We start from the raw sequence: 13937 nt of genomic DNA, 5'->3' as shown, positions 1-13937 counted from the left end.
GAGGAGAAATGGAATGGAAAGACCGATAACGGTACTATTAGTAGATGATCATGAGATGGTTCGTATAGGATTAGCAGCTGTGCTAGATACAGAGGATGGGATAGAGGTTGTAGGTGAAGCGAGCAATGGTCATGATGGTATTCGTTTTGCAGAAAGCTATAAGCCTGATGTTGTGTTAATGGACCTTGTCATGGAGCCAATCGATGGTGTTGAGACTACGCGTCAAGTTCTTGAGGTGCACCCAGAGTGTAAAGTTATCGTGCTAACAAGCTTTATTGACGATAGTAAGCTCTATCCAGTAATTGAAGCGGGGGCATTTAGTTACTTGCTGAAAACATCTCGAGCAACAGAAATCGCTAATGCGATTCGCGCTGCTGTTCGTGGGCAGTCCGTTATTGAAGCTCAGGTTGCAGCCAAAATGATGAACCGTTTGCGTCAGCCTAAAGTAGAGCCAGCATCTGTATTGCACGATCAGCTAACGGATCGGGAGATGGATGTTCTGAAGGGTGTAGCTAGAGGCTTGTCGAATCAGGAGATCGCAGATGAATTATTTATCGGGGTAAAAACTGTAAAGTTCCATATAACGAACATATTTAACAAATTAGAAGTCGAAGATCGGACACAAGCAGCAATCTATGCTCATAAGCACGGTATTGCTGAGTAGAATTTTATAGATGATAACGAGACGCCAGCTGCTTAAGAGTAGAAAGGATTAGCAGCTAGCGTCTTTTATTGTGTGGATATTTAAGCCGATGATGTCGAGAAGCGTTGACCATTGGAGTGTAGCCTTTGAGCAAATGACATATTGTTAATGAGGCTGTCGAAACGAAAAAACGTGACTGAATTTGCTTCGGCTTTGTCGTACGAAAGTGACCTGTAACTAGCAGGAGGCGCCCTTTTAATCTCGTATATGTTAAGTGAAATATGTGATTAGGGGGCATTAACATGATGTATATGATGACACCTCATAATGAACAAAGTCAGAAGAAAAGAAAGCCGAAGCGCAAACAAAAAAGTAAAAGAACGTCAAGCAGATTGCCATGGAAGCTCATGCTAAGTGTGCTGCTTGTTGTTGTTCTTATGCTCACCGCTTGGATTCAGGAACGATCGATATCAGGTAGTCAAGCAGACGATGCAGCGATTCAAGATTTTGAATTGCTACTGGATTGGAGCAACGAGCTAATAGATGGTGGAACGATGACTGGACAATGGTCATTTAGATGGGATGCTACCTTATTAAATGGTTCGATGGAAGGGCTTGCAAAAGAGCTGTTTATAACGCCAAAGGGAGAGCTGCTGCATCGCAATATACGAGAAAACGGCAATGCTATGGATGGGCAGTGGCAGCTTCCAGGTAGTGTTATTAAGCTAGTTCGTACTGATCAAGATAAGATAGCTGAAAAAGTAACGGTTATGCTACAATTGGATGCCAGTGAGCTCGAGAAGGCTGCCGAGCTAAAGAAGTCAGTGCGTTACCTGCATCGTCTTCTGCAAGAGAAGGATCAAAATGTACAAATGAATATGAAGGTTTTCGGGCAAGCTAAGCATAATCAAGTGTTAAGTGATCTAAAAAGTCTTGCTGTTGCGCAAACGTTAGAGGAATATGGAGATCATGGGACAACGAGTGTTACCTATTTCTCTAATAGAATCAAGCAATTTCGCTGGCTAAGCAACGGGAAGATGGTTAATATTCAAGCCTCTCTACATAAAAGCTCTATTGATGGAGATTACACCCTCACGATTGGCGTACCGTTAATCAGTGGAGAATTCGGTGAAATCGTTGAAGAGCAGCCTCCTATTAATTAGCTGTACTGAATAAGACGATTAGTATTTTTTATGGAAACTTCATGGCGAATTCAGGATGAATATGCTAAACTACATTACATGTAAATATGTATAAAAAATTTTAAAGAAAGAATGAGATAAATGACCTACACAACTTCAATGGAATCCGTAGCACCAGAAGGCGCAATTTATTATTTGTTTGGTGCAACTGGTGATTTAGCACGTCGTAAATTGTTCCCAGCATTGTTCAGTTTATATAAAGAAGGCAAGCTATCTGAAAATTTTGCGGTCGTGGGACTTGCTCGACGCGCTCGTACGAATGAGCAATTTCGTTCTGACCTCTATGATTCAATTCAAGAGTTCTGCCGCTATAAGGCTGACGACTTGACGATGTGGAATCGATTTGCTGAGCATTTTGTTTATATGTCCTTGGATATTAACGATGTTGAAGGCTTTAAGGAGCTGAATAAGCTGTCTGACGAGCTGGACCAGCAGTTTAATATTCCAGGAAATCGTCTGTTCTATCTAGCACTTGCTCCATCCTTATTTGGACCAGTATCATTTAATATGCGCGATGGTGGCATGCTAGAATCTAAGGGGTGGCACCGCCTTGTCATTGAAAAGCCATTCGGCTATGATCTTCCATCCGCTCAAGAGCTGAATGAGCAGCTAAATCAAGTATTTAAAGAAGAAGAGATTTTCCGCATTGACCATTATCTTGGAAAAGAGATGGTACAAAATATTCAAGTATTGCGCTTCTCGAACTCCTTCTTCGAGCCGCTTTGGAACAACAAGCATATTGCCAATGTTCAAATTACACTTTCTGAAACTGTAGGTGTTGAAGAGCGTGGTGGCTATTATGATAAATCTGGTGCTCTTCGTGATATGGGGCAAAACCATATGCTGCAAATGCTGGCGATGATCGCAATGGAACCACCAAGCCGACTAATTGGTGAAGATATTCGTGATGAGAAGGTTAAGGTGCTTCGTTCACTACGTAACTACGAATCGAGCGAGGAAGTACGTGAAAACGTCATTCGTGGCCAATATGAAGCAGGGAAGTTCGGTGATAAGCAGCTTCCGGGCTATCGTGAAGAAGAGTCCGTGGATGCTGCATCTACTACGGAAACATACTTTGCTGCTAAAGTATTTGTTGATAATTTCCGTTGGGCTGGCGTTCCGTTCTATATTCGTACGGGCAAGCGTCTCCCTGTAAAAACGACGGAGGTTGTTATTGAATTCAAGCCGGTTGCGGATAATATTCTATTCGGCACTCGTCATGATCTTGCTCCAAATCTACTCGTTATTCGTGTTAACCCGATGGAGGGTATTTACATTAAATTAAATGCTAAAAAGCCTGGCTCCGACACAGAAATTCAAGCGGTCAATATGGAGTTTTGTCAAAGCTGCCTAATCGGCATTAATACGCCAGAAGCTTATGAACGCTTAATTCACGATGCTGCACGTGGTGACTCTACATACTTTACTCGTTGGGATGAAGTCGCACAGGCATGGTCATTCGTAGACAGAATTGCGAAGGCATGGCGTGAAGAAAGCTCTGATCTAGCCTTCTATCCTGCTGGCTCATGGGGACCTGAATCTGCAGAAGCATTGCTCAAAGCAGATGGCTTCCAGTGGTGGCCGGTGAATGGGCAGGAGGAGGATAACGTCATCTGGATCACCAACAGCCGCTAATTAGATGTAGTCTAAAAAGCACGACTTTGATGACGATGTATCTTCTTTGAGGTTGATCCGACGGCGAATATTGAACGCTAGCGAAAACTGTGGTGCTCACGTACCAAGAACGTACGCTGCGCTCCTTGTTTTCTAACTAGCGTTCAATCTTCTTGGTCCTGAAAGCCGAGCTTTTTAGACCTCGATTGGAAGGGAAGTCTAAAAAGCACGACTTTGATGACGATGTAACGCGCTGTAGGTTATTCGACGGCGAATATTGAACGCTAGCGAAAACTGTGGTGCTCACGTACTAAGAGCGTACGCTGCGCTCCTTGTTTTCTAGTACTAACCCCAGCGGAGCTCAATGTCTCCATCAGCGACCCTCATTCCAAAAGAATGTTCGAGCGAGGGAGATATTTGAGCGGAGCGCTGAAAGCCGAGCTTTTTAGACCTCGATTGGAAGGGAAGTCTAAAAAGCACGACTTTGATGACGATGTTAAAGCACTAATCATAAAATAATTAAGAACTTTCTGTAATGAAGGGAAGGCAAGTATGAGTCTAAGCGAAGAAATTAAAAAAGAGGTCGAGAAACGACGCACATTTGCTATCATCGCCCATCCCGATGCAGGTAAGACGACATTAACAGAGAAGCTCCTCCTATTCGGAGGAGCTATCCGTCTTGCAGGCTCCGTTAAAGCCCGTAAGGCAAATCGTCATGCCACATCAGACTGGATGGAAATTGAAAAGCAACGTGGGATTTCGGTTACTTCCTCCGTTATGCAGTTTGATTATAAGGGTCATCGTGTCAACATCTTGGATACACCTGGTCACCAAGACTTTTCTGAGGATACGTATCGTACATTGACAGCAGCAGATAGTGCAGTCATGCTTATCGACGTAGCTAAAGGGGTCGAGGCGCAAACAATTAAGCTTTTCCAAGTTTGTCGTCAACGCGGAATCCCTATCTTTACATTTATTAATAAGCTGGATCGTGAAGGGAAAAGTCCATTCGATCTAATGGAAGAGCTTGAGCAGGTACTAGGCATACGCTCCGTTCCAATGAACTGGCCGATTGGTTCAGGTCGTGAGCTTTGCGGTGTATATGATCGTATGAAAAACCAAGTGGAGCTGTTCCAGGGGAAAGATCATGAAACGATCGAGGTTAAAAAGGTCGAAGACTATAATGACTCGATCATTCGTGACATGGCTGGAGATTATTTAACTGATCAGTTAATTTCTGATCTTGAGCTGCTTGACGTTGCAGGCGATCCATTCGATTATGAAAAAGTACGTAATGGTGAGCTAACACCGATCTTCTTCGGAAGTGCGGTTAACAATTTTGGTGTGCAAACCTTTCTAGAAAACTTCTTAGAGCTCGCACCACAGCCTGGAGCTAAAGTGAGTGAGGAAGGTCCTGTTGATCCTACAAGCGATAAGTTTAGTGGTTACGTATTTAAGATTCAAGCTAATATGAATCCCGCGCATCGTGATCGTATTGCGTTTTTACGTATTTGCTCTGGTCGTTTCGAACGTGGAATGGCGGTTAAGCATGTGCGCAATGGAAAGACAATTAAGCTTTCTCAGCCTCAACAGTTTCTAGCTCAGGATCGTGATATTGTTGACTTAGCTTATCCTGGTGATATTATCGGTTTGTTTGACCCAGGTATTTTCCGAATTGGCGACTCCTTAAGTCAAGGCACTGATATTGTGTACAATGAGCTGCCAACGTTCTCTCCTGAGATATTTGCAAAGGTTACAGTGAAAAATGCACTGAAGCAAAAGCAATATCAAAAGGGCTTGGATCAGCTAACAGAAGAAGGTACTATTCAAGTTTTCTATTCTGTAGGTAGCTTTAGTGATACGTATGTAGGGGTAGTTGGTCAGCTGCAATTTGAGGTGTTCCAATACCGAATGCAAGCGGAATATGGAGTTGAAGTCATGCTTCAACGTATGAGCTATCAGTTTGCTCGTTGGATCGTCGATGAGAAGATTGATCCAAGCAAGTTCCGTATTAATTCTACGCTTGTACAAGACAAGAAGGATAATTACGTTGCGCTATTCGAAAACGAGTATGCTATGCGAACAGCAATGGAAAAAAATCCGAACACTAAATTTCTTGAGGTCGCTCCATAGGAGCGATCTTTTTTATTGATTTTGAATTGACAAGTAAACGATTACATGAAATAATGTACGCGTGTACACTATCATATTTTCGCAAATTTATTCGGAAAAGGAGGTTTATGAATGAGCAGAAAAGACGTTGCTAAGCTAGCAGGGGTGTCGGAGGCAACCGTATCGCGTGTGATGAACAATGTCGGGCCTATAAAAAAGGAAACGCGTGAAAAGGTGCTGCAAGCCGCATCACAGCTCGGTTATGAATTAAATGCGTTAGCTCAGCAGCTGGCTCGTCAAAAAAGCGGAAATTTAGGTGTTGTTCTTCCACATGTACCTAAAGTTCATTTATTCTCAACCTATTACTTTTCAGAAATATTAAGCGGGATTGCAGAGGTCGCACGACATGCAAATGTTAATTTGCTAATGGTGTTTCAGGACCCTGCGCAGCACAGAGATTATACTAAACTATTTCGCTCTAAAAAGATAGATTCCTGCATCATTCTTGGTTCGACTGACAATGAGGAGGAGCGCGCAGCATTACAGGAGTTAACTGACAATGACTTCCCGTTCGTTATCATTAATCAACGATTTCCGGGGCAATCCTATCGATTTGTTGATGGAGATCATGAATACGGTAGTTATTTGGCGGTTACTCATTTAATTGATCAAGGAAGCAGAAAGGTAGCATTACTGAACGGACCTAAGCAATATTCTAATAGTATAGATCGTTATAAAGGTTATATTAAGGCACTTCAGGAACATAATATACAGCTGAATGATCAGTGGCTACTCGAAGGGAATTACGGTCGTAAAAGTGGGATTACCGCTGCTGATGTTCTTGCTGAGAGAATTAAGGACGGCACGATAGACAGCATATTTGCAGCAAATGATCGAATGGCGATCGGCGCGATGGAGGGCTTAGCGTCACACCAGCTTGAAGCTGGCAAGCATTATACCATTATCGGCTATGATAACTCCGATGGTGCGAATATTGTAACCCCTAAGCTGTCTAGTGTCGCGGTTCCTTTCTACGAGATGGGCGTTAAAGCCGCAACTATGCTGCTTGATGAGGAGCATATGGGGGAGACGCAGGTGATTGTTCCTGTGTCGCTCGTAGTACGACAAAGCTCAAACTTGTAAGGGGAAGTTCAAAAGCTCGAATTTGATGACGATGTTAGACATTGTAGTGGATTCGGCATCGAATATGTCTCGCTACCGAAAGCTACAGTGCTCACGTACCAAAAACGTACGCTGCGCTCCTCGCTTTCTAGTATCGTGCCATCTTCTTGGTCCTGAAATCCAAGCTTTTGAACACACTTTGTAAGAGGAAGTTCAATTCCTATAAAAGAAAGGTGGAATTATAATGACTCAAGTTCGAATTGGTATGGTCGGTTATAAATTTATGGGTAAGGCACATAGCAATGCATATCGTGTACTGCCAATGTTTTTCCCTAATAGTGCAGTTCCACAAATGAAGGCTATCTGTGGCCGTAATAAGGAAGCACTTGAGGTTGCTCGCAAGCAGTTTGGCTGGGAAGAAGCTGTAACTGATTGGCGTGAGCTACTGCAGCGTGATGACATCGATCTTATTGATATTAATGCACCAAGTGACGCACATAAAGAAATTGCTATCGCAGCAGCAAAAGCAGGCAAGCATATTTTCTGTGAGAAGCCACTTGCTCTTACTCTTGCAGATTCAAGAGAAATGCTAGAAGCTGCGGAAGCAGCGGGTGTTAAGCATATGGTTGGCTTTAACTATCGATTTGCACCGGCCGTTCAGCTAGCGAAAAAGCTAATCGAAGAAGGTCGCATCGGTAAAATCCATCATTTCCGTGGACAGTTTCTACAGGATTGGATCATGGACCCACAATTCCCGCTTGTATGGCGCTTGCAAAAGGAAATTGCAGGCTCAGGCTCGCTGGGTGATCTTGGTGCGCACACGATCGACTTGGCACGTTATCTAGTTGGAGAGTTCTCCGAGGTAATCGGTATGAGTGAAACGTTCATTAAGCAGCGTCCACTTGCCGCTGAGATGACTGGACTTAGCGCAAAAAGCGGCGGAGCCTCTACTGAGATGGGCGAGGTAACGGTCGATGATGCTACGTTGCTTATGGCTCGATTTGAAAATGGTGCGTTAGGCAGCATTGAAGCGACACGCTTTGCTGGTGGACACCGCTGCACAAACGGCTTTGAGATCAACGGCAGCAAGGGCAGTGTACGCTTTGATTTTGAGCGTATGAATGAGCTGGAAGTATACTTTACGGATGATGCAGAGGATGTTCAAGGCTTCCGTCGCGTGCTTGCTACAGATGCCGCTCATGCATATATGGACGCGTGGTGGCCAGCAGGTCATACGATTGGCTATGAGCATACTTTTACACATGAGATGGTTGAGCTTATGGATGCCATTAGCAACGATCGTCAGCCGGTTCCGAACTTTGTAGACGGTGTAAAATGCCAAGAGGTACTTGAAGCGGTAGAGCGTTCGATCGAGGAGCGTCGCTGGGTATCAATTAGCGAGATGTAACGACGGAATGGAAACGAACGATATTCAATCGTACGCTACTGGTATAGTGTACGAACATAAAAGCGATATGTGTCCAAACATAACGCTCTAACTATTGCAAGCAACAGAGGGGGATAAATAATGCGCAAGGCATTAATCGTATGGGGTGGCTGGGATGGTCATCAACCTGAGCAGGTAGCAAATATTTTTAGAGGACAGCTAGAAGCAGAGGGCTTTGAGGTAGATGTACAGGATACGCTAGAGGCGTTTCGCGATGTCGAGTATCTGAAAGGACTTGATCTCATCATCCCTGCATGGACGATGGGGGAGATTGATCAAGAGCTTGTAAACAATGTTTCCGCAGCTGTACAGAGCGGTGTTGGCTTAGCAGGCTGTCATGGCGGCATGTGCGATTCTTTCCGTAAAAACGTAGACTGGCAGTTTATGACCGGTGGACAATGGGTTGCTCACCCAGGTAATGATGGGGTGCGCTATACTGTTGAAATGTGCAACACCTCCAGTCCGCTAGTGGATGGCATACCTAATTTTGAGGTTTCATCTGAGCAATATTATTTGCATGTTGATCCAGCAGTTGAAGTGCTGGCTACAACACGATTCCCAACGGTTGATGGCCCGCATGTACTGAACAAAGCGGTCGATATGCCAGTGGCTTGGACGAAGCGTTGGGGAGTTGGACGCGTGTATTATAATTCCCTAGGACATCAGGCGAACATCATGGAAATACCTGAAGTGATGGAAATGATGCGTAGAGGCTTCTTATGGTGTGCCGACGGAAAAGCGATTGCTCTACAATCGGGAGAGCAAGGCGGTACGTATACTGGTATGCAGGACAATCAAGTCAATTAGGCGGATAGGGTGACGATGCGATGAATAAAATAAAAGTTGGTATTATTGGTGCAGGCAACATTAGCGGTATTTATCTTGAGAATGGTCGTAAGTTTGACAGCATGGAGGTTGTAGCGATTGCTGATCTAGACCTTGACCGTGCTCGGGAAAGAGCTGAAAATTTTAGCATCAAGGGCTATTCTGTTGAAGAACTGCTTGCTGACCCAGAAATTCAGATGGTGATCAATCTAACGATTCCGCAAGCACATGCCTCGGTTTCCCTACAGGCATTGGAAGCAGGAAAGCATGTCTATGTAGAAAAACCTTTCACAGTTACTCGTGAGGAGGCGCAACAGGTTCTTGCACTAGCCGAGAAGAAAGGTCTTATCGTCGGAAGCGCACCAGATACATTCTTAGGCGGAGGCATTCAGACCGCTGTTAAGGTTATTGAGGATGGCTGGATCGGCACGCCGATTAGTGCATCAGCATTTATGCTGTCTGGTGGCCACGAGCGTTGGCATCCTAATCCTGAGTTCTATTATCAAGTTGGTGGCGGGCCGATGTTTGATATGGGACCGTACTACTTAACAGCGATGGTTGCAATGCTAGGACCGATTCGTCGCGTCACAGGTGCAGCTAACATCTCATACCCAGAGCGCACCATTACAAGTCAGCCGAAGTTTGGGCAAAAAATTAAAGTTGAGGTGCCAACGCATGTCGCTGGAATTATTGACTTTGCGGGCGGTGCGCTTGGAACGATCATAACTTCATTCGATACGCCAGCTCATTCCACACTGCCTCGTATTGAGGTGCACGGCAGCCACGGCACGCTCGTTGTACCTGATCCTAACAACTTTGGCGGTGAGGTTCGCATTCATCGAGCGGGCACAAGTGAATGGCATAACGTGCCGCTGCTGTATGGCAATACGGAAAATAGCCGTGGTCTTGGAGCAGCAGACATGGCCGCTGCTATTATCGAAGGACGCCAGCATCGTGCAAGCGGTCAGCTAGGCTATCATGTGCTTGAGGCGATGCACGGTATTCATGATGCGGCTAGTGAAGGCAAGCATTATATGATGCAGAGCTCCTGTGAAAAGCCGCAGCTGCTACCACTTGGTATGCGCAACTTTCAGCTGCTTGATTAATACATGCAAAACTTTTATAGCATATAAATTAAGTAGTGAGCCATCGCTATTATAGTTGTTCAAAATCAGAAGCAAGCAATGCCAGCGTTGTCGTAAACGCTGGCATTTTTATTCCCTCAGTGATCTCAAACATCTACATTAAGTAGTACAAGGAGTAAGTATATCTATAATTCAAGCGGCACGGACCGAGCTCTAGCATTTTACAATTACTTCAGAACAATTTACAATTAATTTAACTTTACATAGGAAGGATGAATCAGGTGAATGGGTTAGAGAATAACGGTATTAATAATACGTTAACGATCATTGCCTCTGGTGTAGTTGTGCTAGAAAACGAATGTGTTTCTGCTACAGTTGTCATTGTAAATGATCGCATCCATCGTATAGTCGATGCTTCCATTTCTATGGATGATATCGTAGCTGAGTGCGAACAAAGCATGAGCTTCAGCTCGAAAACAATCATCGATGCGTCAAGTAAATACATATTTCCAGGCCTAATAGATATTCATTGTGATGCAATTGAGAAAGAGGTTCAGCCGCGTCCTAACACGTTGTTTCCTCTAGAAATGTCACTTCTTGAGTTTGAGCGGAAGCTTCCAGTGCATGGCATTACGACGATGTATCACTCATTGTCGCTTGGTGTTGGCTTAAGCCTGCGCGGCTACCATCTCGTTAACGAATTGATCGAGCTTATTCATAAGTATAATGCAGAGCGAAGTCTAGTACGTAACTACATCCATTTACGCTATGAGGTGTCCTATCAGGATGGACTGCCTTATATTGAGCGCTATATACAGGATAAGCTTATTCATTATCTATCGTATATGGATCACTCACCTGGCCAAGGTCAATATCGTCAGGAGGGCTCCTTCGAGCGGTATGTGATGAAAAATCAAGGGGTGACGTTAGCAGAAGTAAAAGGCATCGTCGATGCACTGATGGAGCAGCGCCAAGCGATTGATTGGGATCGGCTAACGCAGCTATCGCTATTAGCGAAGGAAAGCAGCATCGCTGTTGCTTCACATGATGATGACAGCTATGAAAAAATCGATCGCGCTAAAAGCAGTGGAGTTACCGTAAGTGAATTCCCGATCACCTTGGAGGCAGCACAGTATGCAGTTCAGCAAGGGCTTCAGGTATGTGTAGGCGCACCCAATATTGTTCGTGGTGCTTCGCATGATCATAATCTACGGGCAGTGGATGCGATTAAAGAAGCTGGCGCTCAGATTATATGCTCGGATTATCACCCATCCTCTATGCTGCAGGCGGTGTTCAAGCTAGAGCGTGAGGCGAATATTCCGCTGCACGAGGCCGTAAAGCTTGCAACCCTACATCCCGCTGATGCAATGGGAATTGCTGAAGAAGTCGGTTCGATCGCAAAAGGAAAGAAGGCCGACATCATTATTGTCGACCAATTTCATGAGCTGCCATTTGTGGAGATGACCATCGTGAACGGCAACATCGTTTATACGTCACAGCCTTATTTCAAGGCTTAATCTGCAACAAGCGACATATGGCTCTTTCTCTAAGATTGATTATAGAGATACATGGAGTAATCAAGTCGATTGAATTCAGGCGGGATACGCTTAGCGATCCCTGTCTGGATTGCCGCTTCAATGACGGCTGTTCTTACTTGCTGTACTACTTTTTCATTAAAAATACTTGGAATAATATAGTGCTCATTCAATTCTTCCTCTGTCACAATCGAGGCTATCGCTTGAGCAGCTGCAAGCTTCATCTCATCATTGATCTTTGCAGCTCTGCAATCTAGTGCTCCACGGAAAATACCAGGAAAGCATAGGACATTGTTAATTTGGTTTGGAAAATCACTTCGGCCAGTAGCAAGAACTCGGACATAGGATTCAGCCAGTTCAGGGTCAATTTCAGGCTCAGGGTTTGCCATGGCGAATACAATGGAATCCTCAGCCATTTGCTGTATATCCTCTACGGTAATGACTCCAGGAGCTGACACACCAATAAACACGTCTGCGCCTTTAATTACATCAGATATGGACCCCTCTACTTTATCTGGGTTCGTAACCGAAGCAATTCGTTCAAGTGTAGGATGATCATAGCTGTTTCCAGCAACAAGAGCACCGCAGCGATCTACCGCTATTAACTGCTTTACACCAGCAGCTAGCAGCATATCGATACATGCCGTTCCTGCGGCGCCAACTCCGCACACTACCACCTTAATCGTATCCAAGCTTTTACCTACTAGGCGAAGAGAATTAATGAGTCCCGCCAAGATAACAACAGCTGTTCCATGCTGATCGTCATGAAATACGGGGATTTCAAGCTCTTCCTGAAGTCTACGTTCAATCTCAAAGCACCGCGGAGAGGCAATATCCTCTAGATTAATACCGCCAAAGCTAGGGGAGATTGCTTTAATGATGCTTACGATTTCGTCCGTATCCTGAGTTTGCAGGCAAATCGGGAATGCATCTACATCAGCGAACTGCTTAAAAAGCATCGCCTTTCCTTCCATTACGGGCATAGCTGCCTCAGGACCGATATTGCCAAGTCCAAGCACCGCTGTTCCATCTGTTACAACAGCAACCATGTTGCGTTTAGAGGTAAGTGTAAATGCTTTGGATGGATCCTCATATATTGCCATACAAACTCTAGCCACGCCTGGTGTATACACCCTTGAAAGATCTTCGCGGTTTTTAATCGGTATCTTAGGTGTAACTTGTAGTTTTCCGCCAAGATGAGCAAGAAATGTACTGTCGGATTCATGAATGATTTTCACCCCAGCAAGTGAGCGAATATGGCTTGTAACTTTTGAATGAGCTTCAACGTTTAATTTAACGGTAAGGTCTCTGACGGTAATATGCTTGCTGGAGCGAATAACGTCAACTGCAACAATATCTCCGCCGGCATCATTGATCGCCGTTGCTACTTCGCCAAAGCTAGCTTGATGTTTATCCATTTCGATTCTAAAGATAATCGTAGTATTAATTGACATCGTGAAACCTCCTTAACCATTTACTAACGCTGTTGCACTGTGTTACTAAGAGTACCTAGTCCGTCTACAATACATTCAATAGTATCCCCAGCTCTCATAAAATCAGCCCCTGCAGGTGTGCCGGTCAAGATGACATCACCAGGCATCAAGGTCATAAAGCCACTAATATAGCTAATCATTTCATGGATTGGAGTAATGATCTGCTCCATCGTACTGTTTTGTAGCTCCTTTCCATTCAAGCGCGCTATAATTCGAGCGTTATTATAATCAAACTCTGTATCGATATAAGGACCTAATGGACAGAACGTATCGAACGCTTTTCCGACGGTCCAATGTCCTTCCTCGTGAAAAAATTGAAACGCTCCAACATCATTGGCAATCGTGCTGCCCAATATATAATTTGAGGCCTCATCTGGTGTAATCGCATGAGCGGTTTTACCGATGACGATTGCAACCTCCGCTTCAAACTTTGCTTCTGTTACGCTGCTCGGGAATAAGATCGGATCATCAGGACCAATCACTGTCGTTATAGGCTTATAGAAGAAAATAGGCAGCTCGGGCATTGGTGGCTTAATCGATCCTTCTGCTACAAAGTTTTTGCCTATTCCAATAATATGTCTTGGAATAATAGGTGAAAGAAGCTTAACCTCATGGAGAGCATATTTCTCCTGCAAAATCTCAATTTGCTCGAATGGGCTGCCGCTATATGTATGAATGAAATCTCCCTCGATAACGCCGTTATACACTTCAGCTTTGCCTTCAAATGAAAATCTAGCTAGCTTCATGATAAGAACCTCCCTTTTTTGAATTGTTCATCATAATAAACAATGTATTGTATGTTGCACAAGAATATCCTCGTATATTTTTCAAATTCTGTCAATAGGGAAAATAAAAAAGA

At 44.3% G+C, this 13937-nt stretch carries 11 protein-coding genes; 9 read left to right on the top strand and 2 right to left on the bottom strand.

Annotated features, from left to right (window positions below):
* The first annotated feature begins 13 nt into the window (after positions 1–13).
* The 9 genes from M3180_RS04950 to M3180_RS04910 all read left to right on the top strand — a co-directional run bounded on the left by M3180_RS04950 (position 14) and on the right by M3180_RS04910 (position 11567).
* Positions 14–664, top strand: a complete 651-nt coding sequence (locus M3180_RS04950) for a response regulator (protein WP_251666166.1) — start codon at positions 14–16, stop codon at positions 662–664.
* Positions 665–945: 281 nt separating this feature from the next.
* A complete protein-coding gene (locus tag M3180_RS04945; protein WP_251666165.1) occupies positions 946–1806 on the top strand; it encodes a YwmB family TATA-box binding protein in 861 nt (286 codons plus the stop codon).
* Between the two features lie 120 nt (positions 1807–1926).
* Complete coding sequence (zwf, locus tag M3180_RS04940) at positions 1927–3480, top strand: glucose-6-phosphate dehydrogenase (RefSeq protein ID WP_251666164.1); 1554 nt, start codon at positions 1927–1929, stop codon at positions 3478–3480.
* Between the two features lie 531 nt (positions 3481–4011).
* On the top strand, positions 4012–5592 hold the full coding sequence (locus tag M3180_RS04935) for a peptide chain release factor 3 (protein ID WP_251666163.1): 1581 nt from the start codon (positions 4012–4014) through the stop codon (positions 5590–5592).
* Positions 5593–5703: 111 nt separating this feature from the next.
* On the top strand, positions 5704–6714 hold the full coding sequence (locus M3180_RS04930; protein WP_251666162.1) for a LacI family DNA-binding transcriptional regulator: 1011 nt from the start codon (positions 5704–5706) through the stop codon (positions 6712–6714).
* Between the two features lie 223 nt (positions 6715–6937).
* On the top strand, positions 6938–8101 hold the full coding sequence (locus M3180_RS04925; RefSeq protein WP_251666161.1) for a Gfo/Idh/MocA family protein: 1164 nt from the start codon (positions 6938–6940) through the stop codon (positions 8099–8101).
* Between the two features lie 120 nt (positions 8102–8221).
* Entirely contained in the window at positions 8222–8947 is a 726-nt protein-coding gene (locus M3180_RS04920) for a ThuA domain-containing protein (protein WP_251666160.1), read from the top strand.
* 20 nt (positions 8948–8967) lie between these two features.
* A complete protein-coding gene (locus M3180_RS04915) occupies positions 8968–10071 on the top strand; it encodes a Gfo/Idh/MocA family protein (RefSeq protein ID WP_251666159.1) in 1104 nt (367 codons plus the stop codon).
* 251 nt (positions 10072–10322) lie between these two features.
* Positions 10323–11567, top strand: a complete 1245-nt coding sequence (locus M3180_RS04910; protein ID WP_251666158.1) for an alpha-D-ribose 1-methylphosphonate 5-triphosphate diphosphatase — start codon at positions 10323–10325, stop codon at positions 11565–11567.
* A 29-nt stretch (positions 11568–11596) separates the two neighbouring features.
* Here M3180_RS04910 and M3180_RS04905 read toward each other — a convergent pair whose 3' ends face one another.
* Together M3180_RS04905 and M3180_RS04900 are read right to left on the bottom strand one after the other, a co-directional pair.
* Positions 11597–13039 (bottom strand): NAD-dependent malic enzyme, encoded by a 1443-nt coding sequence (locus M3180_RS04905; protein WP_251666157.1) that lies wholly within the window; start codon positions 13037–13039, stop codon positions 11597–11599.
* Between the two features lie 23 nt (positions 13040–13062).
* Positions 13063–13824, bottom strand: a complete 762-nt coding sequence (locus tag M3180_RS04900) for a fumarylacetoacetate hydrolase family protein (RefSeq protein WP_251666156.1) — start codon at positions 13822–13824, stop codon at positions 13063–13065.
* Positions 13825–13937 lie beyond the last annotated feature (113 nt).

Origin of the sequence: Paenibacillus camelliae, from assembly GCF_023715345.1 — a bacterium.
Lineage (GTDB): Bacteria > Bacillota > Bacilli > Paenibacillales > Paenibacillaceae > Pristimantibacillus > Pristimantibacillus camelliae.
This window is presented reverse-complemented; position numbering and strand designations above follow the sequence as displayed.